Origin of the sequence: Ascidiaceihabitans sp., assembly GCF_039986515.1 — a bacterium.
Classification (GTDB): domain Bacteria; phylum Pseudomonadota; class Alphaproteobacteria; order Rhodobacterales; family Rhodobacteraceae; genus Ascidiaceihabitans.
On the sequence record NZ_JBDWQO010000007.1, the window covers coordinates 325,562 to 351,276 of the forward strand.

A 25,715-nucleotide genomic window follows, 5' to 3' on the forward strand; every position below is an offset into this window, starting at 1 on the left:
GTCTGTCGGCCTGCGCGTTTTTGCGTTTCGGCGATGTGTTAAGTGGGTGACAAGGCGATGCTTCGAAATGTGATTGTGGTTGGTGGCGGGATTGCCGGTCTTGCGGCGGCCACACTTTTGGGCCGTGCAGGGGCGTCTGTTACACTTTTGGAACGGGCCCCGGTCCTGCGCGAGGTGGGCGCAGGCATCCAGATTAGTCCGAATGGCCTGGCTGTTCTGCGGGCCATGGGGCTTGAAACACCTTTGCAACAATCGGGCGCCGTTCAAGCGCAGGCGGTGTGTCTGTGTGATTACAAACGACCCGGTGAGGTGGCCCGTCTGGATCTGACACGTCTTGGGAATGACCAAAAATACTACTTTGTGCATCGCGCAGATGTGTTGACCGTTTTGGTCAATGCCGCGCGTCAGGCCGGTGTGCAGATTATGACCAATGCGGCTGTGAAAGCGATCTCTTCCGGTGCGCCGGCGTCGGTCGAGCTGATGGATGGCTCGTGTTTGCGGGCCGAACTTGTGGTGGCTGCTGACGGTGTACATTCTGTCGGTCGCAGCGGCCTGAACCCTACATCCGATCCGTTTTTCACAGGGCAGGTGGCTTGGCGGGCGATGGTAGAGAACACGCATGATGTGCCATCCGAAGCCCGCGTGTTCATGGGGCCGGGACGACATATCGTCAGCTATCCACTGCGCCACGGTAAATTGGTGAACATCGTGGCTGTTGAAGAACGCGACACTTGGGTTTCTGAAGGATGGGATCACGTAGGCGACGCCGACGTGCTACGGGCGCGGTTTGCCGATTTTGAAGGGCCGTCGGCTGCGTTGCTGGACGCAGTTGGTGACGTGTCGGTCTGGGGGTTGCACAGGCATCCGATTGCAAAGACCTGGTACAATGAAGGTGTCGTGTTGGTTGGCGATGCTGCCCATCCGACGCTGCCGTTTTTGGCACAGGGCGCTAATATGGCGCTTGAAGACGTTTGGGTTTTGGCACAATGTTTGAAAAACAAAGGCTTAGACGGCCTGCAAGCCTATCAGAACATTCGCATGGCCCGCGTGCCGCGCGTTTTAAAAGTGGCTGACGGGAATGCACGAAACTACCATTTGCGGCCCGGACCGATGCGGTCTGTTGCGCATTTAGGGTTGAAAACGCTTAGCAAACTGGCCCCTGGCGTGATGCTGGGGAAGTTCGATTGGCTGTATCGCCACGATGTCACGGCATCGCGTTAGATCGCCAGTTCGACCCAAATGGGCACGTGATCGGATGGCTTTTCCCGTGCTCTGATGTCTTTATCAATGGCGCAATTGGTTAATGTATCGGCGCATGTGGGGCTCAGCAAAAAGTGGTCGATGCGGATGCCGTCGTTTTTGTTCCATGCCCCTGCCTGATAATCCCAGAATGAATACTGACCGGGCCGCGGATCACGAGCGCGGAACGCATCTGTCAAACCAAGGTTTATCAATTTACGAAAAGCTGTGCGGCTTTCGGGTCGGAAAAGGGCGTCTTCTGTCCAGACTTCTGGGCGGGCGGCATCTTCGGATTGTGGGATAATATTGTAATCGCCCGCCATCAAAAATGGCATTTCTTCCGCCATCAGCTGTTCAGCACGATTTTGTAGGCGCTGCATCCAGGCCAGTTTGTAGTCGTATTTTGGACCGGGCGCAGGGTTGCCGTTTGGCAAATACAGGCCGCACACGCGCAAGGGGTGGTGATCGCCCATAACCGTTGCTTCGATCCAACGCGCTTGTTCGTCGGTGTCGTCGCCGGGCAATCCGCGTGTGACGTCTTCGAGCGGCAGTTTTGACAGGATGGCAACGCCGTTGAAAGACTTTTGACCGTGGGTTTCGACATTATAGCCGCGGTCCTCAAACAGCTCACGCGGGAAGTTTTCATCGACGGACTTGATTTCTTGCAAGACGACCACGTCTGGTTGCGCTTCATCCAACCATTCGGGAAGTGCATTTATGCGCGCTTTGATACCGTTGATGTTGAAACTGGCGATTTTCATTTGGTCGCTCCCTGCAGTGGTCCTGAAGCTATCGCCGAAGTCGATGGATTGGGCAAGGGGCGTGTCTTCACAGATTCGCCGGTAAAGAATCTATTAACTAAAAAATACACCTTAAGGTTGTTTGATTTGATGTGATTTGAAGCACACACACCTGCTCATTTTGACTAAATGAAAGTTTTTTGGAATTAGATAAAAATCATTATAAATTATTAAAAACATATAATTATGCGTGTTTTGTAAAGTGAAAAAATGTGCGTATTAATCAATTATTAACTGTATTTTTCTTTTAACACTCTCCTTTAGCGTGCAAGCAAAGAAGCATTCAAGCCAACCTCAAAAAGGAAGTTTACAATGACTGCACTGCGCAAATCCGACCTTCAATTCGATCTGATAGATACCGCTGCTTTTGCTGGCGAAGGCGTTGAAATGTTTTCATCTGGTTCGGCCCCGTCTGCCTCTGAAATGCTGACAGGAGATCTATGTGATGCGTTTTCTTCCGGCTCTGCGCCGACGATGACAACTGGCGCTGAAACCGGGTTGTTTTCGTCCGGATCTGCACCAAATCTGGCGTCGATGTCTTTGACTGGTGATGCTGTCGAGATGTTTTCTTCGGGCTCTGCGCCGGTCATGTCATCTGATGCGACACGCGGTGAAGCCGTGCAGATGTTTTCGTCAGGGTCCGCGCCAGTTACCACATCGCAAGTGACGGGCGATGCGACCGAGATGTTCTCGTCTGGGTCTTAACCCCCACGCTTTGGCACGTTTGAAGTCACATAAGGACACCTGAATTATGACCAATATCGTAACTTTGAACGTGCCCGCACGCCGCCAAACGGACCAAGATCAAACATCGCATTTGATTGCAGGCTTCGGGCAGCACCGCAGAGGGCCAGACGATGTGTTTTGGCTAAAAGAGAATGCGGAATTATTGAATATTCTGGAATGTACCAAGGCCAATATCTTGCCAAACGCCTTGGAAAATCACCAAGAGTTCTACCTGGGTCTAAAGCAAAGGTTTGCCTTTTTTCCACAATATTACAGGTTCTTACTGTCTATCTGCTTGGATCTGGAAGACCTTGGGTATGGCGGGTCGCAAGGCGAAGGCTTGTGTGATTGGGTGGTAAGGCAAGGCCTGCCTGAAGCAGAAGTGTCAGACTTACAACGTGCTGAGGCCCGCCGGTTATTGGCAAGGCGCGGCGTGGACCTGAAAGGTGATACAGGATTAACGGAACGGTTGCACCGATTTATCGATAGGGCGGACACGTTTGCTTTGCCCAACAAAAAAGCAGCCTATGAGCTGACACATATCGTGTTCTACCTTTCTCAATACGGGCGTTGTGATCCGAAACTGAGCAGCAGCGCTATTCGCGGACTGCGGTTTGCGGGTGTTTTGGCCTATCTCGATCAAAACGCCGATCTGTTGGCGGAAATCTGCATCGCACTGCGGTATGCAAACCAAACACCCCCGCAGGTATGGGAAGATTGGGTGATGCGAACGCTTTCGGATTTTGATGTTCAGGCTGGCCATAACGTTGATGTCGCCGACGACTACCACATGTTTTTTGTTTGCGGATGGCTGTCACGCCTTAAAGGGGGGACTGCGCATAATGCTACGATCCCCGAAGGGCGCATGCGGTTGACGGCAGCAACACTGCCAGCAGGTCCGCTGCGTAGCATGTCAGCCTGCCTGTTTCAAATGGAGGGGTCACGCAGCGCGGACTGGCACAAAATGCGTCCTGTTCTGGAACAATCCGTGGACGAAAATGGCTACTTGATCTTGCAATCTGCGGCACAGTCGATAGATGAATTCGATGTGTTTTTTGAAGGGTTTTCCCGCGTCAGCTTTGCGTCGTAACCTGTTACATAGAAAAAGAAGTTCCGCATCCACAGGCGCTGGTTGCATTCGGATTTTCAATCACAAAACGTGCACCAATCAATTCCTCTGAAAAGTCGATCACAGCATTGGACAAAAACGGCAGCGACACGGCGTCCACAATAACTTTCTGCCCTGATCCTTCCAGTACCAGATCATCTTCTTTCGGAGTGTCGAGTGCAATTTCATATTGAAACCCGGAACACCCGCCACCTTCAACAGCAACACGAAGGGCTTGGCCCTGATCGTTGGCGCCAATTTCAGCAAGGCGTTCAAATGCGCGGGGTGTGACTTTTGGGGGCAGTTGCATAACCTGAAGCTCCGAAAATTAAGTGATGGCTATATTTCCATCGCTGTTCGACATCAATATAGAGGGGCTGTAGCCAAGCGACAAGGACAGGCCGATGAACGCCGCATATGCTTGTGACCCTGCCACGTCCAAGGGACGGCGCGTGCCAGAGGAAGAATCGCATTTTCGGTCGTGTTTTCAACGCGATCGTGACCGTATTATTCACGCCAGCGCTTTTCGCAGGCTGAAACATAAAACCCAAGTGTTTGTTGAACACGAAGGGGATTATTACCGCACACGTCTGACCCATTCCATTGAAGTGGCGCAAGTGGCACGCACCATCGCAGGCGCGCTGCGTTTGAATACTGAACTAACCGAAGCTGTGGCATTGGCGCATGATCTGGGTCATCCGCCGTTTGGGCACACCGGCGAAGACACTTTGCACGCGTTGATGAAGGGGTACGGCGGCTTTGATCACAACGCCCAAGCCATCAAGATTGTGACGTCTCTGGAACAGCATTACGCAGACTTCGACGGGTTGAACTTAACCTGGGAAGCCCTTGAAGGTATTGCAAAACACAACGGCCCGGTGGTCGGGGAATTGCCCGTGGCACTTGCAACCTATGATGCATTGCACGATCTGGAACTGGACACACACGCAAGTGCCGAAGCCCAGGTTGCGGCCTTGTCCGATGACATTGCCTACAACAACCACGATCTGCACGATGGCTTGCGCGCAGGCCTGTTCACGGACGCAGACATTCAGGCGTTGCCCATAGTTGGCGCAGCCTATGCGCAGGTCGATGATGCATATCCAAACCTTGACGTTGAGCGCCGCCGCCACGAAGCGTTGCGCCGCGTCTTTGGTGTGATGGTGGCCGATGTGATCGAGACATCGCAAACACTGCTGGAAACCAGCGCCGCGACATCTGCCCGTGACATCCGCATGTTGGGGCGCCCCGTGATCAAGTTTTCGTCGCAGGTCTGGGAAGACCTTCAAGCCATCCGTCACTTTCTGTTCACACAAATGTACCGCGCACCCAGCGTGATGCAAAAGCGGGCAGAGGTCAGCCAGATCATCGAGGACTTGTTTCCACTGTTTCTAAACCATCCTGACAAAATGCCTGAAAACTGGTATGCGATGACACGAAATCTGGACAAAAGCGGCACGGCGCGTGCGGTCAGTGACTATATTTCAGGCATGACTGACCGGTTTGCGCTTTTGGAACATCTGCGCTTGCACCCCAGCGGGTGATCGCCCCAAGGCCTTGCCGCTCTGACCGTTGACCTGCCTGTGCTGCGTGATACACCGCGCACACCATCATCTTAGGAAAAGTCCCATGAACCTTTTTGCCCAAATGCGCGCCCGTGTCCTATCCGATTTGGAAGCGCTGCAATCCCGCGGTGTGTTGCCAGAAGGGCTTTCCATGGACAACGTCGCGGTTGAACCGCCACGTGATCCGGCGCACGGCGATATGGCGACTAACGCTGCTATGGTTCTGGCCAAGCCCGCAGGCATGAAGCCGCGCGACATTGCACAGGCGCTTGCAGATGAATTGACATCTGATGACCGTGTCACGTCCTGCGAAGTCGCAGGTCCTGGCTTTTTGAACCTGCGTTTGGCCCCGACTGTGTGGCAGGGCGTCGTTCAGGATGTTTTGCAACAAGGTGCCGGATTTGGCCGGTCAAATCTGGGGCAGGGCAAAAAGGTGATGGTGGAATATGTGTCTGCCAACCCGACGGGGCCTTTGCACGTGGGGCACACCCGCGGCGCCGTCTTTGGCGATGCTTTGGCGTCTTTGCTGGATTTTGCAGGCTATAATGTGACCCGTGAATACTACATCAATGATGGTGGCGCACAGGTCGATGTTTTGGCGCGGTCTGTGTACCTGCGGTACCTTGAGGCGCACGGTCAGGACGTCGCATTCGAGGACGGGACATACCCCGGTGATTACCTGATTGATGTCGGGATAGCCCTGAAAGCCAAAGTGGGCGATGCGTTTGTCGGCAAAGGCGAACAGTTTTGGCTGCAAGAGGTGCGGGAATACGCAACCGAAGCCATGATGGATCTGATCCGCGCGGATCTGGGTCAGCTGGGCATCAAAATGGACAATTTCTTTTCTGAAAAGTCCCTGTACGGCACGGGGCTGATTGAAAGCGCCATCAAATCACTGGATGACAAGGGCCTGATCTATGAAGGCGTTCTTGAACCTCCCAAAGGCAAAAAGCCCGAGGACTGGGAACCACGCGAACAAACTTTGTTCAAATCCACGGACCACGGCGACGATGTAGACCGCCCTGTAAAGAAATCGGACGGGGCATGGACCTATTTTGCGCCCGACATCGCCTATCACTTTGATAAGGTGCAGCGCGGATTTGACATGTTGATTGATGTGTTCGGGGCAGATCACGGCGGCTATGTGAAACGCATGAAGGCTGCTGTTTCGGCCCTGTCGGACGGCTGTGTGCCGCTGGACATCAAGTTGACGCAACTTGTGAAGTTGTACAAAAACGGCGAGCCATTCAAAATGTCCAAGCGGGCAGGGACCTTTGTCACCCTGCGCGATGTTGTGGATCAGGTGGGGTCTGACGTGACGCGGTTTGTGATGCTGACCCGCAAGAACGATGCGCCATTGGACTTTGACTTTGACAAGGTGCTGGAGCAATCCAAAGACAACCCTGTCTATTACGTTCAATACGCCCATGCGCGGATTGCGTCGATTTTGCGCAAAGCCACAGATGCGGGCATAGCGGTCCAGGATACAGATTTGTCTTCTGCGGATTTGAGCAAGCTGGATCACACAGCCGAATTGGCGCTGGCCATGAAGCTGAGCGAATGGCCCCGTTTGGTCGAAACGGCGGCCCGCTCAAATGAGCCGCACCGGGTTGCGTTTTATCTTTACGAATTGGCGTCTGATTTCCACAGTTTGTACCATCTGGGCCGGTCGGAAGACGGGCTGCGGGCAATTCAGGACGATGATCATGCCACAAGTCAGGCAAAAATCGCCCTCGCACGTGCCACAGCTGTTGTAATAGCTGCCGGCCTTGGTATCTTGGGAGTTGAGCCAGCCGAAGAGATGCGTTGAACCAATAACCGCCTCGGCTGAACAGGCACGAAATCAGTTGACCGATCAGGCAATGTATCTGACCGGCAAAGAGGCAAAATGGCAAACGTATCCTATACCCATGATCTGGGCGCTGGTAGCTATGCGCAATCCGCACCCCATACATCACCAAAGCCGCGTAATGCTTTGACTAACCTGACAAATCTGACTGCAGCCGGAGTGTCTTTGGCGCTGATGGCTGGGGTCGCTGTTTGGGGCTACAAGCTGATGGTGCGTGATGTCAGCGGTATTCCTGTGGTGCAGGCGGCCAGCGGTGACATGCGTGTGCGTCCCGAAGACCCGGGTGGGCAACTTGCCATCAATCAGGGCCTTGCCGTGAACGAAGTGGCTGCTGTTGGTGTGGCTGCAAAGCCTGCCGATCGGCTGGTTCTTGCGCCACGTCCGGTGGATTTGACCCACGAAGATATGCCAACACCCGTCACAATGGTGGCGCCTGTGCAACAGCCGGTTGTATCATCCGCCCCGATTGAGCAACCACAAACGCTGGATGTGGCCGCAGCGCTTGAAAGTGGATCAGTTGAGGATTTGGTGAACCAGCTGACAGCGGGCGCAGACAGGATCGAAGCGGAAACGGAAGCTCAACCTGTTCAGGTGGTGGCCTCAGTCACGCCGCCCACACCGGAAGCCATGCCAACGCCTGTGGTGATTGATGCCCCTGGCATAAAAAAGTCATTTCGCCCACAACTGCGCCCGAAGGCTTTGAACGCAGTGGCGTCTGCCACGGCCACAACAAATGCCACCCTCGCAGCCGCACCCGCAAACGCGGAAGTGGATGCCGCATCCTTGCCCGCAGGGACGCGTCTGGTGCAACTTGGTGCCTTTGACAGCGCGGAAATCGCGCGCAGCCAATGGGCCAAGTTGGAAGGTCGGTTTGGGGATTATCTGTATGGAAAACAGCGCATTGTGCAAAAAGCGAAAAGTGGTGGACGCACATTTTATCGCCTGCGCGCCATGGGGTTCGAAGACCTGAGCGATGCACGCCGTTTCTGTTCGGCGCTGCTGGCTGAAAAAGCCGATTGTATTCCGGTCGTCACGCGATGAACCGTTTCGGGGCGACGATCCTTGATGCGGACGGGCTGCGGCTGACGTCTGAGGAAAAAGCGTTTTTCAAAGATGTGAAGCCGTTTGGCTTTATTCTATTTGCCCGCAACATCGACACGCCGGATCAAATACGTGCCTTGTGTGGCGACTTTCGCGAGGCTGTTGGGTACGATTGTCCCATAACCATTGATCAAGAAGGCGGGCGTGTGCAGCGGTTGCGTGCCCCGATCTGGCGCGAATGGTTGCCTCCGATGGATTTTGTCACAGCGGCCGGACCGCAAGCCGAGCGTGCCATGTATCTGCGCCACCGGGTGATCGCCCATGAATTGTTTGCGCTTGGCATCGACAGCAATTGTGCCCCTATGGTGGATGTTGCGGGCGATGACACCCATGATTTTCTGCGCAACCGGTGTTACGGAACGGATGCTGTGACGGTGTCCGCTTTGGGGCGTGCGGCGGTGACGGGTTTGTTGGATGGCGGCGTTCTGCCTGTCGTTAAACACATGCCGGGCCACGGGCGTGCAACGGCGGACAGCCACTTTGATTTGCCACATGTTGCAAACATCAAAAACGATCTGCAAGGTCATGACTTTGCGCCGTTTAAGGCGCTTTGTGATCTGCCCATGGGGATGACGGCGCATCTGGTCTATTCCGACATCGACACAGCCCCTGCGACGTTGTCCAAACCTGTGATGGACGTGATCCGCAAGGACATCGGCTTTGATGGTTTGATCATGACCGATGACATCGCCATGAAAGCACTAAGCGGCGATCTGGGGGACCTAAGCCGTCAGGCTCTGCACGCTGGATGTGACGTGATATTGCACTGCAACGGCACACTGGCCGAACGGCGCAGGGTGGCAGAAGCTTCGGGCGAAATGACAGATGCGGCGCAAACACGGGCCATTGCTGCCTTGAATGCGCGCAAAACCCCTGACGAGATTGACATTTCCGCGTGTGACGCCGAACTTGAAGCGCTGACAGGGGGCTGAAGCGGGGCAGGCCAAATGGCTGAAGATACATTCGAGGAAGATCGCGTTTCTGTAGCCGACCGTTTGGCTGCAGAGGCATTGATTGTCGACGTGGACGGCTTTGAAGGCCCGCTTGACTTGCTCTTGACCCTATCGCGTACGCAAAAAGTTGATTTGCGCAAAGTTTCTGTTTTGCAATTGGCACGTCAATACCTTGCGTTTGTTGAAAAAGCGAAGGCTCTGCGGCTGGAATTGGCGGCGGATTACCTTGTGATGGCGGCGTGGTTGGCTTTTTTGAAGTCCCGTTTGTTGTTGCCACCGGACCCAACAGAAGAGGGTCCATCAGGTGAGGAACTGGCCGCCCATCTGGCGTTTCAGTTGGAACGCTTGCAGGCGATGCGCGACAGTGCGGCACGCTTGATGGGGCGCGACCAATTGGGGCGGGATTTCTTTGCGCGGGGGCAGGCCGAAACCGTGGAACGGGTCAAACGGGTCACATACACAGCGACGCTTTTGGACCTGATGCAAGGCTACGCGCGTATTCGAACCCGTGACGATTTCCGCCCCTTCATTCTGGACAGGGATTCGGTGTTTACGATGGAGCAAGCCTTGGAGCGGATGCGTCCCCTTATGGGATATGCGGGGGAATGGACTGACATTCTAAGCTATTTGCCTGAAGGGTGGGACATGGACCCCGTCAAACTACGCTCTGCCACTGCAGCGACGTTTGCCGCATCTTTGGAGTTGGTGAAAGAAGGGCATATGGAAATCAGGCAAACCGAGATTTTTGCACCTATCCAGCTGCGTAAGAAGGTGTAAAGGCATGACGGATCGCGTGGAAGAGATTGAAAATGAAGAACAAAGCCTGTTTGCAGCCCCTCCGATGGGGGAACAGGAACGTATGGTCGAAGCGATCTTGTTTGCGACAGCCGAACCTGTCACGGCCAAGGAACTGGCAGCACGGATGCCGCATGGCTGTGATCCCGCGGAGGCACTGGTTCATTTGCGCAAACGCTATGACGGGCGTGGTGTGACGTTGAACAAGGTGGGGGATGCCTGGGCGATGCGCACCGCCCCCGACCTTGGGTTTTTGATGCAAAAGGAAACGGTTGAAACCCGCAAGCTTAGTCGCGCGGCCATCGAAACACTGGCCATCATTGCGTACCATCAGCCCGTGACCCGCGCCGAGATTGAGGAAATTCGTGGCGTTTCGGTCAGTCGGGGCACTGTGGACCAGCTGTTGGAAATGGAATGGATCCGCTTTGGCCGCCGCAAAATGACACCGGGGCGGCCTGTGACTTTTGTGGTCACCCAAGGGTTTTTGGATCACTTCGGCTTGGAAAACGCACGCGACTTGCCGGGTTTGAAAGAACTGCGATCTGCCGGATTGCTGGAAAATCGGCCACCGCCAGGGTCGATGCCGGGTCCGGGAGAAGTCGAAGAAGATGAAACCGATGAAGGGCAATCCGAACTTTTTGAGGATTAACCTGAAAATCGCCGTATTTGATGCTATATTGGTGCCATACCTAAAACGAGGCAGTGCTCTGCAATGAACCAGATATTGAACATGTTTATGCGTCTTGTGATGCGCAAAATGATGAGCAAAGGCATTGATGCAGGGTTCAAAGGGGCCAGCGGTATGGCGCGGCGTCGCAAGCAGCAGCAGCAGCCAATGGGCGAGATCGACGATTATGGAAATCCCACAGGTCGGTCTGGCAGCACGCCCAAAGACACCTCTGAACGCGACCGCATTAGGGCAGAGCGACGGGCCCGCCGCGCCGCACGTCAACAGGATTGATACGCGTTAGGCTGTCGGCGTTTTGAAATGCTTGCTTAGCTTAAGACCCTGACCTTGATAGTTGGATTTCAGGTCCGCACCGTAAAGCTGCGTTGGGTCTTCGGCCATCTTTTCATAGACCAAACGGCCCACGACTTGACCATGTTCCAGCACAAAAGGTGCCTCGTGGCAGCGCACTTCCAACACGCCGCGGGACCCTGCGCCACCGGCTGTCGCGTGGCCAAACCCGGGGTCAAAAAAGCCTGCGTAATGCACGCGGAATTCTCCGACCATGGCAAGGTAAGGGGCCATTTCAGCAGCATAGCTTGGCGGGATGCACACGGCCTCGCGGCTGACAAGAATGTAGAACGCGCCGGGATCCAGAATGATATGCCCATCCGTGCTGTGCACATCTTCCCAATAGGCACGCGGATCGTAGTGGCCGATGCGGTCCAGATCTATCACGCCTGTATGGGGTTTTGCGCGGTAGCCCACCAAGGACGTGCCGGGCAATTTTAGATCGACAGAAAACCCAAGCCCGTCATCAATCACAGCTGTACCATTCACAAGCGGCGTGTCGTTGTGCAACGCGCTGAGGGCGGCATCGTCCAGCACAGCATGTCCGGTGCGAAAGCGGATTTGGTTCAGGCGCATGCCGGGCCGCACGAGAACGGAAAAAGACCGGGGGCAAATTTCTGCGTAAAGCGGGCCTGTGTAGCCGTCGGGAATACGGTCGAATTCTGTGCCGCCATCGGTAATTGTGCGCGTTAATAAATCCAGACGACCGGTTGAGCTTTTGGCGTTGGCCACAGCGCTCATACCCGCAGGCAGAGCAAGCCCTTCCATCAAAGGCACCACGTACACGCAGCCCTTTTCCAACACCGCACCATCGGTCAAGTCGACCCGGTGCATTTCAAATTCCTGCAACCTGTCCGATACTTTTGCACCAGCACCCGACAAGAAGGAAGCACGCACGCGGTACGCCACAGTTCCCAGACGCAGATCAAGGCTTGCGGGTTGAATTTGTGGTACAGAGACAGCAGGGGACCCCGTGATCTGACCGGTTTCAATCATCTGGCTGATGTGTTGATTTGGGATGACGCCTGTCACAGGTTTTGCTTCCTATCTACGACAAACGCCCGCAACCGAATGGCCGCGGGCGATTTGAGCAAGTCGGTAATTGGTCGGGCTAGCAGGACTCGAACCTGCGACCTTCCGTCCCCCAGACGGACGCGCTACCAGGCTGCGCCATAGCCCGACTTGTGGGGCTTCATACCCGATTTTGGGCGGCAAGCAAGAAAGAATTGCCACTTCGCTTACTCTTTATGTGCGGCGGTCATCCTGTCGCGCAATGCGGCCAGCTGCGACAGCAAAGCCGTGGCTTCGGGGGATGCGGATTTCGCTGTTGTCAGTGCCGTCAACACTGCGGGGTGCGCCGGAAATTCTGAATCGGGCGGCGTGTCCGGCACATCAATGATATTGGGCTTCAGCACCGGGGCCGGGGTTGGCGCAATGTCTTCTACGGGATCCGTCGTGACTGCATCGCTGGCGTCAACTGGAAGGTCAGCTTCTGGTTGTTCGTCAGCTTCTGTCTGGGCGTCAGGATTTGGCTGGGCTGCTTCGGGGGCCTGCATCTGCGTGCTTTGGGTTTCGTCCGCAACCGGGGGCGGAGACAATGGCGATGTGCGCCGGACAAACGCGGGCATCTGTGGCATGGGGTCTGAAACGGGCGTATCATCCGCTGTGTCTGGCGTCAGCTCAGGTTCAGAAGGGTCAGGTTCAGAAGGGGCAGGCTCAGACGGGTCAGGTGCAGATGGGGCAGACGCTTTGAACATCACCTCTGGTACATCTGGTTCCGACGCAACTGGTTCGACCATTTCGGTATCTGCTTGCACCGTATCCGAAATGTCCGCCCCATCACCATCACCATCACCATCACCATCACCAACAACGTCAGCTTCAGGGGAGGAGGTCGCGGTTGGCTCTGCCGGTGTGGTCTGCATCTCGGGTGCAGGCACTGGCACGTCAGCGGTATCATCCGATCCGTTGTCCGCAGACGATGATGTGTCAGCGATAACTTCGTCTGCTGCGTCGGACACAAGCGCGGTGTCTTCTGGGGGGGGATCGTCCTGCGTAGATTCGTCTTGTGGTGGTTCGTCTCGTGGTGGTTCGTCTTGCGCAGAGGCTTCGTCGTCCGGGACCACTTGGGATGGCTCAACCGTTTGTGGCTGCTGCGGTACAGGGGGCGGAGGAGGGGCCACAGGAGAAGTGGCTTGCGGTTGTTGGGATGCAGATGGCGCGGCCTCCGGCATCACGACGGCGTCTTGGGTGAAAGACGGGCGCGGCGCGTCTTCGGGTGCTTTGGGCTGAACATCTACCGGACTGGCAAACTTTGTAATTGTGACGTCCGTGTTCGGCTGTGCACCATTGTCGAAAAGGTCCAATGTGGACGTGTCATTTGCGTCTTGCATATTTTTTGGAGTTGTCTGACTTTGTCGTTTTAAGGGTACATCGGCAGGAATAGCGGCAGAGGCCTCATCCAAGCTGGAAGACATTGCAGACACATGTGCGATGCCTTTTTCGCGCAACACCTTTTGCACACCTTTGATCGTCAGTCCGTCGTCGTGAAGCAGCTTTCTGATGCCGCCCAACAACAACATGTCAACAGGACGGTAATACCGGCGACCACCTGCGCGTTTGACAGGTTTCACTTGGGTGAATTTGCTTTCCCAGAACCGCAGAACATGGGTTTGGACCCCAAGCCAGTCTGCCACTTCGGAGATTGTGCGAAAGGCGTCGGCGGATTTACTCATGTGATCAGGACTTGTTGCCTGACGCCACACGGTCCTTCATCAAATGCGAGGGACGAAAGGTTAAAACGCGACGGGGATTGATTGGAACTTCTTCACCAGTTTTTGGGTTACGGCCCACGCGTGCGGATTTTTCACGCACAGAAAAGGTGCCAAAGGATGAAATTTTGACTTGCTGGCCTTTGACCAAAGCATCGGACATGTGGTCTAGCACGCTTTCCACCAATGTCGCACTTTCGTTGCGCGACAATCCAACCTCGCGAAATACCGCTTCGCTTAGGTCCATCCGTGTCAAAGTCTTTTCGGCCATTACTCATCCCCTTATTCTGAGCAACCATAGGGTGCTGTGAATTTACGAGTCAATATCAATGACTTGTGCTGCGTTGTTTCTGCAGGTTTTTTGCGCAAAAAGAGCGGCTTACCAACGTAGAACCACCGCACCCCACGCCAAACCGCCGCCGATTGCTTCGGTCACGATCAAATCACCGTCTTTGATTTGTCCGCGATCACGTCCCACGGACAAAGCCAGAGGAATCGATGCAGCCGACGTGTTGCCATGATCCTGAACCGTCACCACAACGTTTTCCATCGGCACACCCATCTTCTTGGCGGTGCCTTGGATGATGCGAATGTTGGCTTGGTGGGGCACGACCCAATCGATGTCGTCCGCGGTTACATTGGCGTCCGCCATAGCGGTGTTGGCGGTTCCAGCCAGTTTTTCGACGGCATGGCGGAACACCTGATTTCCCTGCATCCGCAAGTATCCGGTGGTCCCTGTGCTGACGCCGCCGTCCACATAAAGCAAATCGCGGTGCGTGCCGTCCGAATTCAGGTCGGTGGCCAAAATCCCGCGGTCGTCTTTCGTGCCGCTGCCATCCGTGGCTTCCAGCACCAATGCGCCGGCCCCGTCGCCAAACAACACGCAAGTGCCACGGTCTGTCCAGTCCATGATGCGACTGAAGGTTTCGGCACCAATCACCAACACGCGTTTGGCCTGACCGGACAACACCAAAGCGTTGGCATTGGACAGCGCAAAGATGAAACCGGCACACACGGCCTGAATATCAAACGCAAAGCCCTTTTTCATACCCAGATTGGCCTGAACCATGGTCGCGGCTGACGGAAACGTCAGGTCGGCTGTCGACGTGGCAAGTACGATGGCATCCACGTCATCAGCTGTCAGACCGGCATCTGCCAAGGCTGCTTTGGCCGCTTCTGTGGCCATCATTGATGTGGTTTCACCGTGGCCTGCAAAGTGCCGCCGTTCGATACCGGATCGCGACACGATCCATTCGTCGGTGGTGTCCAGGGTCTTTTCAAACTCTGCGTTTGGTACAACGCGCTGGGGTAAATAGTGGCCAACGCCTTTGACTGTTGCGCGAAGTGTCATGCCTGCGTGTGTCCTGTGTCTTCTGTCGTTTTGTCTTCGGTTGGCAAAACGGCGGCGACTCGGGCCGCCAGTTTATCGTTGAACCCATTCTGCGCCAATTGTGCCGCAAGGGAAATAGCCGCTGATACGCCGGTAGCATCTGCTGACCCGTGCGACTTCACGACTGTGCCATTTAACCCCAAAAACACCCCGCCATTGACGCGGCGTGGATCAATGCGCCGTTTCAGTCGCTGCAATGACGTAAATGCAAGCAATGAGGCAAGCCGCGACAAAGGGGTGTACTTGAATGCTTCTTTCAGCAAATCACCGATCAAACCCGCAGTGCCTTCACCTGTTTTGATGGCCACATTGCCCGTGAACCCGTCTGTGACGATCACATCTGCCACATCTCCCGGAATGTCACTGCCTTCGACAAAGCCCACAAAATCGAATTCGGCTTGGGCTTCGTTGGCTTTGATCAAATCAAAGGCATCGTGCAATTCGGCGCGGCCTTTGTGTTCTTCGGTTCCGACGTTCAGCAATCCGACACGCGGGCGGGGCAGGTCCATACCATTGCGGGCATAAGACGCGCCCATCAATGCGTAACGCAACAGATCATCAGCATCGGCGCGAATGTCGGCGCCCACATCCAGCATCACATTGAAACCTTGCGGATTGCGTGAGGGCCATAGAACGGCGATGGCTGGGCGGTTGACACCCGGCAATTTACGCAACCGGATCATGGACAGCGCCATCAGCGCGCCTGTGTTGCCGCAGCTGACGGCCACATCGGCTTCGCGGGCACGCACCGTTTCGACGGTAGAATACATCGACGTGCCTTTGCCGTGGCGCACGACATGGCTGGGTTTGTCTTCCATCGTCACGACGGAATCAGCCGCACGTACGGTGCAACGGCCCCGCAACGGTTTACGTTTTGCGATCAATGCGTCCAGCTCGGCCTGGGGGCCGTGCAAGATCAGATCAATGTTGGGATTTCGTTTGACGAAGATAGCGCAGCCGGCAACCACTGTTGCCGGGCCGCTGTCTCCGCCCATGGCATCCACTGCGATCACAAGCCGCTGGCGCGTGGTGTCCGTCTTATCGGGTCGCGCCAGTGTCATAGGTGTGCCTGTTTGCCGGGATGCCTTAAGGCGGCCAAAGGAGCTTAGGCCGCGTCGTCTTCCAGATCAACTTCTTCAGTCATCGCAACAATTTCATTGTTGTCGTAGTGACCGCAAGACGCGCAAATGTGGTGTGGGCGTTTCAGCTCACCGCAGTTGTCGCATTCGTTTGGGTTTGCAGCCACCAGAGAATCATGCGCGCGGCGGTTGTTGCGGCGTGAATTGGAGACTTTGTTCTGTTGAACAGCCATAGGAAGGGCCTTTGTGTTTGAGGGCGGCGTTCATGTTGCCGCCAAGGTTACAGCGTATCGGTTCTTTGAGCTTTTGGAGCGTTTAGGGTGCAAGGCCCCGCATGTCCAACGCTAAATGCAATGAGGGCGGCAAAATACTGCGAATTCGTGTTTAAGCAAGCAGATATTTTGACCTGTCAGTCGGGTTTGTCTTCCATCTTGTCCTTTAGGGCTGCCAGCCCGGCAAAGGGGCGTGCGTCTGCGTCCGTCATCGCCGCTTCACCCGGTTTGGTAAAGACTGTGTTGAACAGGGCCGCATCTGGCGCACGGGGGTAATCGGGGACCGCAAGGCTTAGGGCTTCAATCATGACGTCTGCGGGATCGATAAACGCGCCCAGCAACTCGATGCCATCGTCGTCAGGCATTTCGACTTCTTCTTCGTTCACTTCGGGAATCGATTTTAGAAACATCCGTTCCACCGGCGTATCAATGCGTGTGGTCACAGGGTCCAAAGTCACGGTGCAGGGCTGCACGACGGTCGCCCCGAGGGTGCCTTTCAATTGCCAGTCAACTTTGCCGACGGCGCGGATGGAACCAAAGAATCGCAGTTTGCGCAGGCTTGTCAGATCAAGCTGCGCGGCAATTTCGGACATTGCATCAGCGTTGGGCCGTAAATCAAACGGTTTTGGCGCACGTTGCGGCAGGTCAGCGACGCGATATGCGGTGGGTGAAGCGATCTGTGAACACATGTTATTGCTTTCATTTCTTGAAACGGGGCCGTTCCTTTGTTAGGCGAGATAAAAGCCAAGTGGGTTTAGGGCAAGAGGGCAGAGTAAATGACACGCAGCAATTTGAACCGCACGGTTGTGCGCTCGTGCGCAATTCTGGCCTTGGGCTTTAGCTTAACTGCATGTGCAGCGACCTTTCGCAACCACGGCTATATCCCACCGCAAGAAGATCTTGATCTGTTGGCTGTGGGCATCGACACCCGTGCGTCCGTTGAGGAATCAGTGGGATCCCCATCCGCGGGGGGCGTGTTGGAAGGCGGCGACTACTTCTATGTCTTTTCGCGGGTACGCACCTTTGGGTTCAAAAAGCCCACGGTTGTGGAACGTCAGGTGCTGGCGATCAGCTTTGACGAAGCGGGCGTTGTGAAAAACATTGAACGCTTCGGGTTGGAAGATGGTCGTGTCGTGCCTTTGGCGCGCCGTGTGACCAGCTCTGGTGTGACCAACAAGACGTTCTTGCGTCAGTTGCTTGGCAACTTGGGCCGCTTTTCACCCGGGGCGTTGTAAGCCGCGCCCATCTGAGTGTTCTGATCCAATGAAGCCGTTGTACAAAGGGCGATACGTCGCAGCATTGGCCTCATCCCAACAAGATTTGAACGAAGCCTTTGATCTTCGTGCGCGCTGTTTTGGTGTCAAACATCCGGATGTGGACCGTTTTGATGCGGGATGCGCCCATATCCTTGTGCGGCGTGATGATGTGCTTGTGTGCTGCGCGCGCATGATGCCGTTGCGTGGTGGCGATATCCTGCACAGCTATACGGCGCAGTTCTATGATCTGGGCGCTTTGGCAAAATATCCCGACAAAACGATGGAACTGGGCCGTTTTTGCATTGATCCGACACTTTTTGACCCAAACATTTTGCGCATTGTTTGGGGGGCCATCACCTCCTATGTCGATGAGAACAAGGTAAAAATGTTGTTTGGGTGTTCTTCTTTTGCAGGGATCCAACCCGCGCCTTACGGCGATGCCTTTGCGTTGCTAAAATCCCGCTACCTTGGGCCGGACCAGTGGCTGCCAAAAGCAAAGGCCGCCCATCGGTGCGCATTTCCTGATACATCGGTGCAAACCATCAACCGCAGCGCTGCGCTGAAACAGATGCCGCCGTTGTTGCGGACCTATCTGGTGATGGGGGGGTGGGTGTCGGATCATGCCGTTGTGGATCATGACATGAACACGCTGCATGTCTTTACAGGTGTGGATGTGGCGGCAATCCCCGCGTCGCGCAAACGGGCTTTGCGGGCCGTTGCGGGCTGAGACGTGACGCGCGTATATTTTTCGCCCCCGTGTTCGCCCCGTGTAGGGCCCGTGTAGGGCCCCACTTATTTTGCGCTTCGCGCAAGGCTTGATGTTTATTTTGTGCTCCGCGCAAGGGTAGGCGTTGACCCTATGGCCTGCGCAGTCTAGCTGGCAGGCATGGCACGTGTACCTCTTTTACAGCTCAACGAAATATCTCTGACCTTTGGAGGCGATCCTGTCTTTGACGGATTGTCTTTGGTGGCGCAACCGGGCGACCGCGTCGCTTTGGTCGGGCGCAATGGGTCAGGTAAATCCACCTTGATGAAAGTCATGGGAGGGCTGATCGAACCCGACCGCGGTGAAGTGATCGCGGGGCCGGGGGTCTCGGTGGGATACATGGAGCAGGACCCGGATTTGTCGGGCTACGCCACGCTTGGGGATTTTGCGTCAGCGGGGCTTGATGCTTCCGAGATGTACAAGGTGGAACGCGCAGGCGAAGGGTTGAAATTCGATCCGGCACGCCCTGTTGAAACTGCGTCAGGCGGGGAACGGCGCCGCGCCGCATTGGCGCGTTTGATGGCCGATGCGCCCGATCTGATGCTGCTGGACGAGCCGACAAACCACTTGGACATCGAAGCGATTGCTTGGCTGGAATCAGAGCTGAAAGCGACGCGCAAGGGGTTCATTATTATCAGCCACGACCGTGCATTTTTGCGTGAACTTACCCGTGCAACCCTTTGGATTGACAGAGGATCTGTGCGGCGTCAGGAAAAAGGCTTTGAAGCCTTTGAGGCATGGCGCGACGAGACGTGGGATGAAGAAGATACCCAGCGCCATAAGCTGAACCGCAAGATCAAAGCCGAAGCGCGATGGGCCGTCGAAGGCATCAGTGCGCGACGCAAACGCAATCAGGGCCGGGTGCGGGCGTTGCAGGAGCTGCGCTCTGAACGGGCCAGCCAGATCAATCGCCAAGGGGCCGCCGCCATGGCGCTGGATGCGGGACCAAAATCGGGTCGCAAGGTGATGGAAGCCACAGGGATTACAAAGGCCTATGGCGAAAAGGTCATCCTGAAACCCTTTGATCTGACGGTGCAACGCGGTGACCGGATTGCGTTGGTTGGTCCCAACGGTGTGGGCAAAACCACGCTTTTGAACATGCTGATCGGGCGCGAAGAACCAGACACAGGCACCATCAAACTGGGCACCAATCTGGAACTTGCGTTGTTCGACCAGGCCCGCGACCAGCTTGACCCCGACATGAGCCTTTGGGACAGCCTGACAGGGGATCCGGAGATGCGCGTTTCAGGCAAAGCGGATCAGATCATGGTGCGCGGCCATCCCAAACACGTTGTGGGGTATCTGAAAGAATTCCTGTTTGATGAAGGGCAGGCGCGCGCACCGGTGCGGTCTTTGTCCGGTGGCGAAAAAGCGCGGTTGCTGCTGGCCAAGATCATGGCACGCACGTCAAACGTGCTGGTTTTGGATGAACCGACCAACGATCTGGACGTCGAAACGCTGGACCTGTTGCAAGATTTGCTAAGCCAATATGACGGCACTGTCCTTTTGGTCAGCCACGACCGTGATTTTCTGGACCGCGTCGCCGTGACGACCATCGCTATGGAAGGCGACGGCAAGGCCACAGTTTATGCGGGCGGCTGGTCCGACTACATCGCGCAACGCCAGCAAGATGATTTCTCACAAAGTGTTGTGAAAACAAAAGGGTCTGCGCCGAAGGTCAGGGATGAAAAAACCGTTAAATCGGGGTTGAGCTTCACTGAAAAGCACCGTTTGGAAACGCTGCCTGCCGAAATGGAGCGTTTGTCCGCCGAGATCGCAAAGCTTGAAGACCTGATGAGCGATCCGGAATTGTTCACGCGTGAGCCTGTCAAATTCCAGAAAGCCACCGATGCGTTGATACAGCGCAACGAAAAGCTGCAGGAAGCTGAAGAAGAATGGCTGATGCTTGAGGAAAAAGCCTCAGAGTGATCGTGCGGGGTTGCCGACAACCGTCGCACCCGCCGCCACATCTTTTGTGACGACGCGCCCCGAGCCGGTGGTGGTACTGTCACCGCATCCGCAATGCGCCGTCCAACCGGATCACTTCGCCGTTCAGATAGTCCATTTCCACGATAAATGCGGCCAGTCTTGCGTATTCCTTCGGATCACCCAAACGTGCAGGGTTTGGCACGTCTGCGGCCAACGATGCCTGAACGTCGTCGGGCAAACCTGCCAGCATGGGTGTCATAAAGATACCGGGCGCAATCGCCATGACGCGGATGCCGCTGGATGCCAAATCGCGAGCCATGGGCAGTGTCATGCCCACGATCCCACCTTTGGACGCGGCATAGGCGGCTTGGCCTTTTTGGCCGTCAAAAGCCGCGATAGAGGCCGTGTTGATGATAACCCCGCGTGCGCCATCTGCGTCGGGATCATTTTTGGCCATGGCTGCCGCAGCCAGGCGCGACACGTTAAAACTGCCCACCAGATTGATGTCGATGGTTTTCTGGAAGGCGCCCAAAGGATGCGGCCCGTCGCGGCCCACGGTTTTGATGCCCAATGCGATGCCGGCGCAATTCACAGCTGTTGTGATGCGACCCATGGCTTTGGTCGCTGTATCCAAGGCATTTGCCACGGATGCTTCGTCTGTGACGTCCGTTTGCACGAATGTGCCGCCGATGTCTTCTGCCACAGTCGGGCCGCGGTCCGCGTCGCGGTCCAGCAAGGTCACAGAGGCGCCCAAAGACGCAAAATGGCGTGCGGTGGCTTCGCCCAGACCAGACGCGCCCCCGGTAATGATTGCCGCTGTTGATGAAAGATCCATGGTGCGCCTCGCAGTGAGAAGGGCGATCCGACAAGATCACCTTGATTTGAACATTTGTTCAGTTAATCACGTGGTGTCATGCCGTGCAAGGGGCGACCAACGCAACCAAGTCCCCCCCATTTCAAACGCTTGCGCCCCCGAGCGCAGCTTGAACCTGTTTAGATTTGGTGTCTTGGGGTCCAAAAGCCCCAGGTCCAGCCGCCCGATACCCCGATCACTTAACCAGTTCTGAGCGGTCCATAAGATCAGGTTATGGGCATGATGTAGTCGTCCCAGCGTGGTGGTGTGCCCGATGTGATACGTCGCGCGGGTGGTGCCATGCAACAAAAACAACATTTGCGCCACGGTTTGCCCTTTCAACTTAGCGGTGAAGACCTGGCACTTCTTTGGGGCCACTTGCGCAAATGCCCGTGTCAGCCCGACTGGCCAATTGCGGTAACCCTGCTTTTGTCCCTGTGCGGCATCAAGATCGGGCAATGCGGCATCTGGCAACATGGGGGCACGCACAACGGTCAGGTCCGAATTTTGCGCATGTCGCAACTGGTTACGCCATTTTTGATGCAATCTGGCAAAGCGGATGGACTGCGGAACACGCAAGTCGATCTTGGCCGCGCAGGCTGGTTTACGCAGGCGCAGCCCATGCTTACGGGTAAAGGTTTCAGGTGACAGGATCAGCGGAAGGCGATGCAACCCGACCTGTCGCAGATGGTCGCTTAAGGCTGCGCAGGGCGTGGCGCGTGGCAGCATGGCCACGGATACGCCCATGACACGGCGGTGTAGAACAAGGGCACCATCAGGCAAAATCACAGGATCCTGACCACACAGCCGCAAAGCGTCTGCAAAGTCATGCGACTGCATCAAGGAGGTGTCGGGGGCGTTGGCCATGTCGAACATAGCCGCCACCATGCCGAATTAACCTTAATCAAAGGTAAAACGGCATGGCGGGTTTTGAGTTATCCCAGCTGCACCAAAGCGTGACGCTTTTTGCCTGCTGACAGCTTGATTGGTGACGCCAAGGCGCCCGCGTCGATCATCATCCCTGCATCCGTCAAAGGCGCGTCATCGATTTTTGCGCCGTTTTCAGAAATCAGCCGTTTGGCTTCTTTGCCAGACCCTGCAAGCCCAGATTTGACCAAAAGCTGGACAATGGAAATCCCGTCACCGACATCCGCGGCACTCAGCGTCAAAGTGGGCAGATCATCCCCGATCCCGCCTTTTTCAAACACTTCGCGCGCAGTTGCTTCTGCTGCAGCTGCGGCGTCGGCCCCGTGCAGCAACCCTGTGACCTCATTGGCAAGGCGCACTTTCGCGGCGTTGATTTCGGACCCTTCCAAAGCACCAAGATGGTCACATTCGTCCACAGGCAGCTCTGTATACAGCTTCAGGAAACGTCCCACATCGGCATCCGTGGTGTTGCGCCAGAATTGCCAGAATTCGTAGGGCGACAGCATGTCGGGGTTCAGCCACACAGCACCGGATTGGGATTTGCCCATCTTTTTGCCATCAGACGTGGTCAAAAGGGGAGAGGTCAGCCCATAGACTTCGCCATCAATCACACGGCGCGTCAGGTCGATCCCGTTGACAATATTGCCCCATTGATCCGATCCACCCATCTGCATGATGCAGCCATAACGGCGGTGAAGCTCCATGAAATCATAGGCTTGCAGGATCATGTAGTTGAATTCCAGAAACGACAGCGACTGTTCGCGGTCCAGCCGCGATTTGACGCTTTCAAAGGATAACATGCGGTTGATCGAAAAATGCCGCCCGATGTCGCGCAGGAAATCGAGGTAGTTCAACTCGTCCAGCCACTCGGCGTTGTTGATCATCATCGCGTCTGTGGGGCCGTCGCCGTAGTCGAGGTATGCCGAGAACACCTTTTTGATGCCTGCGATGTTGTCGTCGATGGCAGCCGCGTCCAGCAAAGGCCGCTCATCCGCGCGAAAGCTTGGATCGCCCACCTTGGTTGTGCCGCCCCCCATCAGGGTGATCGGCTTGTTGCCGGTCTTTTGCAGCCAGCGCAGCATCATGATCTGGATCAGCGATCCGACATGCAAAGACTTGGCCGTGGCATCAAATCCGATGTAACCGGGCATGCCGCCTTTCAAAAGCGCCTCGTCCAACCCTTGATAGTCGGTGCAATCGGCAAGAAAGCCGCGCTCCATCATCACAGTGACGAATTCCGATTTTGGGTGGTAGGTCATGGCTCTTGCCCTTGGTTTGATTTGCGGGGCAATCTATAGGCGCAGGGCAAGAGAATAAAAAGGGGCAAAGGGAACGCGCCATGAGCAAGCTTAAGACAAAAGATGCAGTGGTGCGTGCTTTGGGCGCTATGAGCGGCACGTCATTGGATGGTGTCGATGCGGCGGTGCTGGAAACCGACGGTCATGATATTGTCGGTTTCGGCCCATCGGAGTACCGGATGTATTCCGCCCAAGAACGGGCCACCATCGCTGCGGGTTTTGGCCAGTGGGCGGGCACCGCTGTTGACGCTGCATCTTCGGTTGTGGACGCGGCCCACGCACAGGCGTTGCAGGGGTTCGGGGCTGTAGATGTGATCGGTTTTCACGGTCAGACCCTTGCGCATGCCCCGCGCTTGCAAGGCACGTTGCAAGTGGGCGATGGGGCGGCATTGGCACAGGCGTTGAATGCGCCGGTGGTTTGGGATTTTCGCAGTGCCGACGTGCAGATGGGGGGCGAAGGCGCGCCGCTTGCGCCGTTTTTCCACCATGCCTGCGCTCGGTACATCAAGACAAAGGCGCCTTTGGCATTTCTGAACCTCGGTGGCGTGGGCAACATCACATGGGTTGATCCGCGCATACCGCAGCCACAAACCGACGGGGCTGTGCTGGCTTTTGACACTGGCCCCGCCAACGCGCCGATCAATGATCTGGTGCAGGCGCGCTGTGGGTTGGCCTTTGATGAAGGCGGTCAGATTGCGGCTAAAGGCACAGTAGAACAAGGTGCGCTTGAACTGTTTCTGGCAGAACCCTACTTTACCCGAATGCCGCCAAAGTCATTGGATAGAAACGATTTTTCGGAAATGATCGGCTTGGTGTCGGAACTGGATGATGCCGACGCCGCAGCCACATTGACTGCCATGTGTGCGGCAGGCGTGATGGAAGCGATGCAACATTGCCCGTCACCGCCGTCCCGCGTTTTGGTCACAGGCGGCGGGCGGCACAATCCGGTGTTGATGCAAATGCTGTCGGTGTCGCTGGATTGCCCCGTTGCGGCTGTGGAAACCGTGGGCCTCGACGGGGATATGCTGGAAGCGCAGGCTTTTGCCTATCTGGCTGTGCGTGTGGCGCGGGGGCTGCCCACGTCGTGTTCCAGTACAACAGGGGTGCGGGCGGCAGTGTCTGGGGGGACGCTTAGCTATCCAAGCCCTGCACATAGTCTTTCGTAAAACGCCTATAGCCGGGCGAGGTCGATTTCAGATGCGGCTGCATGATACCGTGCAGCGCTGGCAATTGGTGAAACGGCACGGTCGGATAGCTATGGTGTTCAGCGTGGTAGGGCATATTCCATGCAAGGAAGCGCACCAGCCGGGATGTGTATGTGGTGCGCGTGTTTTCCAACATATCGGCGACAGGCGGGCAATGACCGTGTTCCGCCAAAAGATACAAGCGCAACACCGGTTGACCGATCAAGGCAGGCACAACCCATATCCACAACGCGACGGGCGAAACCGTCAACGACAGTGCAATCAGGGCGTAGAGCCCCAGCAACACACGGGCTTCGCGACGCATGGCACCGTGTTGTCGCGGTGGCAGGTATGGTGCATCCAGTGCGCCAAACGCGTTGGACAACAGTGTTTTGGCATTGCCCGTCCAATATCCCCATCCGCTTAGGTACAGCACATAAGCCTTCCATGTACGGGGCCGTCCTGCGCCTGCCAGTTCGGGGTCACGGTCCGGATCGTTGGTAAACCGGTGGTGGGCCAGATGAAAATAACGAAACCACATGAAAGGCAAAATCAAGGGCAGGGCGGTCAGATGCCCCACAAAGTTGTTCATCCAGTTTTGTGCAAAAGGCGTGTGGTGGGTGCATTCATGGCTAAGGGTGAATAAAAACACGATCAACACCCCTTGGGGGATCATCATCAACAGCCAGAACGGGCCTTGCAACACGATGTACGCGGTGGCGAAACCCAAGGCCGCAACATACACCGCCAGATGACGCAGGCCCTTTCGGGTGTCTTTTTGCGTCAAGCTGGCTTTTGTGTCCGGCGCGATGCCTGCGATGATGTCTGTGTGCATT

At 55.9% G+C, this 25,715-nt stretch carries 27 protein-coding genes and 1 tRNA gene; 14 read left to right on the plus strand and 14 right to left on the minus strand.

The genetic code is table 11. From position 1 onward, the window contains the following. Nucleotides 1–57 precede the first annotated feature (57 nt). Nucleotides 58–1,221, plus strand: coding sequence for an FAD-dependent monooxygenase (locus ABJL60_RS04225; RefSeq protein WP_348374966.1), 1,164 nt, complete (start codon nucleotides 58–60; stop codon nucleotides 1,219–1,221). Here the strand turns inward: ABJL60_RS04225 and xth are convergent. Then, nucleotides 1,218–2,000, minus strand: a complete 783-nt coding sequence (gene xth, locus ABJL60_RS04230; protein ID WP_348287029.1) for an exodeoxyribonuclease III — start codon at nucleotides 1,998–2,000, stop codon at nucleotides 1,218–1,220. The genes ABJL60_RS04225 and xth overlap by 4 nt on opposite strands. A 351-nt stretch (nucleotides 2,001–2,351) precedes the next feature. Here xth and ABJL60_RS04235 point away from each other — a divergent pair, with 351 nt between their 5' ends. Together ABJL60_RS04235 and ABJL60_RS04240 are read left to right on the plus strand one after the other, a co-directional pair. Continuing rightward, the gene (locus tag ABJL60_RS04235) at nucleotides 2,352–2,744 is read left to right on the plus strand and encodes a hypothetical protein (protein ID WP_348287031.1); all 393 of its coding nucleotides are present in this window, start codon (nucleotides 2,352–2,354) and stop codon (nucleotides 2,742–2,744) included. 46 nt (nucleotides 2,745–2,790) lie between these two features. Next, a complete protein-coding gene (locus ABJL60_RS04240; protein WP_348374968.1) occupies nucleotides 2,791–3,855 on the plus strand; it encodes a hypothetical protein in 1,065 nt (354 codons plus the stop codon). A 4-nt stretch (nucleotides 3,856–3,859) separates the two neighbouring features. Here ABJL60_RS04240 and ABJL60_RS04245 read toward each other — a convergent pair whose 3' ends face one another. Beyond that, nucleotides 3,860–4,183 (minus strand): iron-sulfur cluster assembly accessory protein, encoded by a 324-nt coding sequence (locus ABJL60_RS04245; RefSeq protein ID WP_348287036.1) that lies wholly within the window; start codon nucleotides 4,181–4,183, stop codon nucleotides 3,860–3,862. 94 nt (nucleotides 4,184–4,277) lie between these two features. Here ABJL60_RS04245 and ABJL60_RS04250 point away from each other — a divergent pair, with 94 nt between their 5' ends. The 7 genes from ABJL60_RS04250 to ABJL60_RS04280 all read left to right on the plus strand — a co-directional run bounded on the left by ABJL60_RS04250 (nucleotide 4,278) and on the right by ABJL60_RS04280 (nucleotide 11,097). Next, a complete protein-coding gene (locus ABJL60_RS04250) occupies nucleotides 4,278–5,417 on the plus strand; it encodes a deoxyguanosinetriphosphate triphosphohydrolase (RefSeq protein WP_348374970.1) in 1,140 nt (379 codons plus the stop codon). Between the two features lie 85 nt (nucleotides 5,418–5,502). After that, nucleotides 5,503–7,248, plus strand: a complete 1,746-nt coding sequence (argS, locus tag ABJL60_RS04255) for an arginine--tRNA ligase (RefSeq protein ID WP_348374972.1) — start codon at nucleotides 5,503–5,505, stop codon at nucleotides 7,246–7,248. 78 nt (nucleotides 7,249–7,326) lie between these two features. Further along, nucleotides 7,327–8,328: an SPOR domain-containing protein gene (locus ABJL60_RS04260; RefSeq protein ID WP_348374974.1), complete on the plus strand. Its 1,002-nt coding sequence runs from the start codon at nucleotides 7,327–7,329 to the stop codon at nucleotides 8,326–8,328. Further along, on the plus strand, nucleotides 8,325–9,320 hold the full coding sequence (gene nagZ / locus ABJL60_RS04265; protein WP_348374976.1) for a beta-N-acetylhexosaminidase: 996 nt from the start codon (nucleotides 8,325–8,327) through the stop codon (nucleotides 9,318–9,320). The genes ABJL60_RS04260 and nagZ overlap by 4 nt, the downstream gene beginning before the upstream one ends. 15 nt (nucleotides 9,321–9,335) lie before the next feature. Then, complete coding sequence (locus tag ABJL60_RS04270) at nucleotides 9,336–10,118, plus strand: ScpA family protein (protein WP_108828683.1); 783 nt, start codon at nucleotides 9,336–9,338, stop codon at nucleotides 10,116–10,118. 4 nt (nucleotides 10,119–10,122) lie between these two features. Continuing rightward, complete coding sequence (gene scpB / locus ABJL60_RS04275) at nucleotides 10,123–10,785, plus strand: SMC-Scp complex subunit ScpB (RefSeq protein WP_108828682.1); 663 nt, start codon at nucleotides 10,123–10,125, stop codon at nucleotides 10,783–10,785. Between the two features lie 63 nt (nucleotides 10,786–10,848). Next, nucleotides 10,849–11,097 (plus strand): hypothetical protein, encoded by a 249-nt coding sequence (locus ABJL60_RS04280; protein ID WP_348285468.1) that lies wholly within the window; start codon nucleotides 10,849–10,851, stop codon nucleotides 11,095–11,097. Between the two features lie 6 nt (nucleotides 11,098–11,103). On the opposite strand, the gene ABJL60_RS04285 is transcribed toward ABJL60_RS04280, so the two are convergent. The 8 genes from ABJL60_RS04285 to ABJL60_RS04320 all read right to left on the minus strand — a co-directional run bounded on the left by ABJL60_RS04285 (nucleotide 11,104) and on the right by ABJL60_RS04320 (nucleotide 17,355). Then, nucleotides 11,104–12,186 (minus strand): 2'-deoxycytidine 5'-triphosphate deaminase, encoded by a 1,083-nt coding sequence (locus tag ABJL60_RS04285; protein WP_348285469.1) that lies wholly within the window; start codon nucleotides 12,184–12,186, stop codon nucleotides 11,104–11,106. A gap of 71 nt (nucleotides 12,187–12,257) precedes the next feature. Beyond that, a tRNA-Pro gene (locus tag ABJL60_RS04290) sits at nucleotides 12,258–12,334 on the minus strand. Nucleotides 12,335–12,392: 58 nt separating this feature from the next. Further along, entirely contained in the window at nucleotides 12,393–13,889 is a 1,497-nt protein-coding gene (locus ABJL60_RS04295) for a MerR family transcriptional regulator (RefSeq protein ID WP_348374978.1), read from the minus strand. 4 nt (nucleotides 13,890–13,893) lie between these two features. After that, nucleotides 13,894–14,196, minus strand: coding sequence for an integration host factor subunit alpha (gene ihfA, locus ABJL60_RS04300; protein WP_108828679.1), 303 nt, complete (start codon nucleotides 14,194–14,196; stop codon nucleotides 13,894–13,896). 108 nt (nucleotides 14,197–14,304) lie between these two features. Then, on the minus strand, nucleotides 14,305–15,276 hold the full coding sequence (locus ABJL60_RS04305) for a beta-ketoacyl-ACP synthase III (protein ID WP_348374980.1): 972 nt from the start codon (nucleotides 15,274–15,276) through the stop codon (nucleotides 14,305–14,307). Next, the gene (plsX, locus tag ABJL60_RS04310; protein WP_348285472.1) at nucleotides 15,273–16,376 is read right to left on the minus strand and encodes a phosphate acyltransferase PlsX; all 1,104 of its coding nucleotides are present in this window, start codon (nucleotides 16,374–16,376) and stop codon (nucleotides 15,273–15,275) included. Before plsX ends, ABJL60_RS04305 begins: the two co-directional genes overlap by 4 nt. Nucleotides 16,377–16,420: 44 nt before the next feature. Next, complete coding sequence (gene rpmF, locus ABJL60_RS04315) at nucleotides 16,421–16,627, minus strand: 50S ribosomal protein L32 (RefSeq protein ID WP_108828676.1); 207 nt, start codon at nucleotides 16,625–16,627, stop codon at nucleotides 16,421–16,423. Between the two features lie 176 nt (nucleotides 16,628–16,803). Further along, nucleotides 16,804–17,355: a DUF177 domain-containing protein gene (locus ABJL60_RS04320; RefSeq protein ID WP_348374982.1), complete on the minus strand. Its 552-nt coding sequence runs from the start codon at nucleotides 17,353–17,355 to the stop codon at nucleotides 16,804–16,806. A gap of 87 nt (nucleotides 17,356–17,442) precedes the next feature. Between ABJL60_RS04320 and ABJL60_RS04325 the strand changes: the two genes are divergently transcribed. The 3 genes from ABJL60_RS04325 (at nucleotide 17,443) to ABJL60_RS04335 (ending at nucleotide 20,617) form a co-directional block, all read left to right on the plus strand. Next, nucleotides 17,443–17,901 (plus strand): outer membrane protein assembly factor BamE, encoded by a 459-nt coding sequence (locus ABJL60_RS04325; protein WP_108828675.1) that lies wholly within the window; start codon nucleotides 17,443–17,445, stop codon nucleotides 17,899–17,901. A gap of 28 nt (nucleotides 17,902–17,929) precedes the next feature. Beyond that, on the plus strand, nucleotides 17,930–18,649 hold the full coding sequence (locus ABJL60_RS04330) for a GNAT family N-acyltransferase (protein WP_348374984.1): 720 nt from the start codon (nucleotides 17,930–17,932) through the stop codon (nucleotides 18,647–18,649). A 159-nt stretch (nucleotides 18,650–18,808) separates the two neighbouring features. Further along, a complete protein-coding gene (locus tag ABJL60_RS04335) occupies nucleotides 18,809–20,617 on the plus strand; it encodes an ATP-binding cassette domain-containing protein (protein ID WP_348285475.1) in 1,809 nt (602 codons plus the stop codon). A gap of 79 nt (nucleotides 20,618–20,696) precedes the next feature. Here ABJL60_RS04335 and ABJL60_RS04340 read toward each other — a convergent pair whose 3' ends face one another. The 3 genes from ABJL60_RS04340 to tyrS all read right to left on the minus strand — a co-directional run bounded on the left by ABJL60_RS04340 (nucleotide 20,697) and on the right by tyrS (nucleotide 23,656). Beyond that, a complete protein-coding gene (locus ABJL60_RS04340) occupies nucleotides 20,697–21,452 on the minus strand; it encodes a 3-hydroxyacyl-CoA dehydrogenase (RefSeq protein ID WP_348374986.1) in 756 nt (251 codons plus the stop codon). Nucleotides 21,453–21,518: 66 nt separating this feature from the next. Further along, nucleotides 21,519–22,346, minus strand: a complete 828-nt coding sequence (locus tag ABJL60_RS04345; protein ID WP_348374988.1) for a GNAT family N-acetyltransferase — start codon at nucleotides 22,344–22,346, stop codon at nucleotides 21,519–21,521. 59 nt (nucleotides 22,347–22,405) lie between these two features. Beyond that, on the minus strand, nucleotides 22,406–23,656 hold the full coding sequence (tyrS, locus tag ABJL60_RS04350; protein ID WP_348374990.1) for a tyrosine--tRNA ligase: 1,251 nt from the start codon (nucleotides 23,654–23,656) through the stop codon (nucleotides 22,406–22,408). An 80-nt stretch (nucleotides 23,657–23,736) separates the two neighbouring features. Between tyrS and ABJL60_RS04355 the strand changes: the two genes are divergently transcribed. Further along, nucleotides 23,737–24,861, plus strand: a complete 1,125-nt coding sequence (locus ABJL60_RS04355; RefSeq protein ID WP_348374992.1) for an anhydro-N-acetylmuramic acid kinase — start codon at nucleotides 23,737–23,739, stop codon at nucleotides 24,859–24,861. On the opposite strand, the gene ABJL60_RS04360 is transcribed toward ABJL60_RS04355, so the two are convergent. Continuing rightward, nucleotides 24,827–25,714 (minus strand): fatty acid desaturase, encoded by an 888-nt coding sequence (locus ABJL60_RS04360; protein ID WP_348374994.1) that lies wholly within the window; start codon nucleotides 25,712–25,714, stop codon nucleotides 24,827–24,829. The two genes, ABJL60_RS04355 and ABJL60_RS04360, sit on opposite strands and share 35 nt — an antisense overlap. Nucleotide 25,715: the final 1 nt, after the last annotated feature.

Excerpts from the sequence above, each read along its gene's own strand:
- ABJL60_RS04330 (WP_348374984.1), top strand. The coding sequence starts at position 17,930 with ATGAAGCCGTTGTACAAAGGGCGATACGTCGCAGCATTGGCCTCATCC.
- tyrS (WP_348374990.1), bottom strand. The coding sequence starts at position 23,656 with ATGACCTACCACCCAAAATCGGAATTCGTCACTGTGATGATGGAGCGC.
- nagZ (WP_348374976.1), top strand. The coding sequence starts at position 8,325 with ATGAACCGTTTCGGGGCGACGATCCTTGATGCGGACGGGCTGCGGCTG.
- ABJL60_RS04280 (WP_348285468.1), top strand. The coding sequence starts at position 10,849 with ATGAACCAGATATTGAACATGTTTATGCGTCTTGTGATGCGCAAAATG.
- argS (WP_348374972.1), top strand. The coding sequence starts at position 5,503 with ATGAACCTTTTTGCCCAAATGCGCGCCCGTGTCCTATCCGATTTGGAA.
- ABJL60_RS04360 (WP_348374994.1), bottom strand. The coding sequence starts at position 25,714 with ATGCACACAGACATCATCGCAGGCATCGCGCCGGACACAAAAGCCAGC.
- ABJL60_RS04270 (WP_108828683.1), top strand. The coding sequence starts at position 9,336 with ATGGCTGAAGATACATTCGAGGAAGATCGCGTTTCTGTAGCCGACCGT.
- ABJL60_RS04260 (WP_348374974.1), top strand. The coding sequence starts at position 7,327 with ATGGCAAACGTATCCTATACCCATGATCTGGGCGCTGGTAGCTATGCG.
- ABJL60_RS04245 (WP_348287036.1), bottom strand. The coding sequence starts at position 4,183 with ATGCAACTGCCCCCAAAAGTCACACCCCGCGCATTTGAACGCCTTGCT.
- ihfA (WP_108828679.1), bottom strand. The coding sequence starts at position 14,196 with ATGGCCGAAAAGACTTTGACACGGATGGACCTAAGCGAAGCGGTATTT.
- ABJL60_RS04325 (WP_108828675.1), top strand. The coding sequence starts at position 17,443 with ATGACACGCAGCAATTTGAACCGCACGGTTGTGCGCTCGTGCGCAATT.
- ABJL60_RS04340 (WP_348374986.1), bottom strand. The coding sequence starts at position 21,452 with ATGGATCTTTCATCAACAGCGGCAATCATTACCGGGGGCGCGTCTGGT.
- xth (WP_348287029.1), bottom strand. The coding sequence starts at position 2,000 with ATGAAAATCGCCAGTTTCAACATCAACGGTATCAAAGCGCGCATAAAT.
- ABJL60_RS04235 (WP_348287031.1), top strand. The coding sequence starts at position 2,352 with ATGACTGCACTGCGCAAATCCGACCTTCAATTCGATCTGATAGATACC.
- ABJL60_RS04335 (WP_348285475.1), top strand. The coding sequence starts at position 18,809 with ATGGCACGTGTACCTCTTTTACAGCTCAACGAAATATCTCTGACCTTT.
- ABJL60_RS04295 (WP_348374978.1), bottom strand. The coding sequence starts at position 13,889 with ATGAGTAAATCCGCCGACGCCTTTCGCACAATCTCCGAAGTGGCAGAC.
- ABJL60_RS04320 (WP_348374982.1), bottom strand. The coding sequence starts at position 17,355 with ATGTGTTCACAGATCGCTTCACCCACCGCATATCGCGTCGCTGACCTG.
- ABJL60_RS04250 (WP_348374970.1), top strand. The coding sequence starts at position 4,278 with ATGAACGCCGCATATGCTTGTGACCCTGCCACGTCCAAGGGACGGCGC.
- ABJL60_RS04355 (WP_348374992.1), top strand. The coding sequence starts at position 23,737 with ATGAGCAAGCTTAAGACAAAAGATGCAGTGGTGCGTGCTTTGGGCGCT.
- ABJL60_RS04225 (WP_348374966.1), top strand. The coding sequence starts at position 58 with ATGCTTCGAAATGTGATTGTGGTTGGTGGCGGGATTGCCGGTCTTGCG.
- rpmF (WP_108828676.1), bottom strand. The coding sequence starts at position 16,627 with ATGGCTGTTCAACAGAACAAAGTCTCCAATTCACGCCGCAACAACCGC.
- plsX (WP_348285472.1), bottom strand. The coding sequence starts at position 16,376 with ATGACACTGGCGCGACCCGATAAGACGGACACCACGCGCCAGCGGCTT.
- scpB (WP_108828682.1), top strand. The coding sequence starts at position 10,123 with ATGACGGATCGCGTGGAAGAGATTGAAAATGAAGAACAAAGCCTGTTT.
- ABJL60_RS04305 (WP_348374980.1), bottom strand. The coding sequence starts at position 15,276 with ATGACACTTCGCGCAACAGTCAAAGGCGTTGGCCACTATTTACCCCAG.
- ABJL60_RS04240 (WP_348374968.1), top strand. The coding sequence starts at position 2,791 with ATGACCAATATCGTAACTTTGAACGTGCCCGCACGCCGCCAAACGGAC.
- ABJL60_RS04345 (WP_348374988.1), bottom strand. The coding sequence starts at position 22,346 with ATGTTCGACATGGCCAACGCCCCCGACACCTCCTTGATGCAGTCGCAT.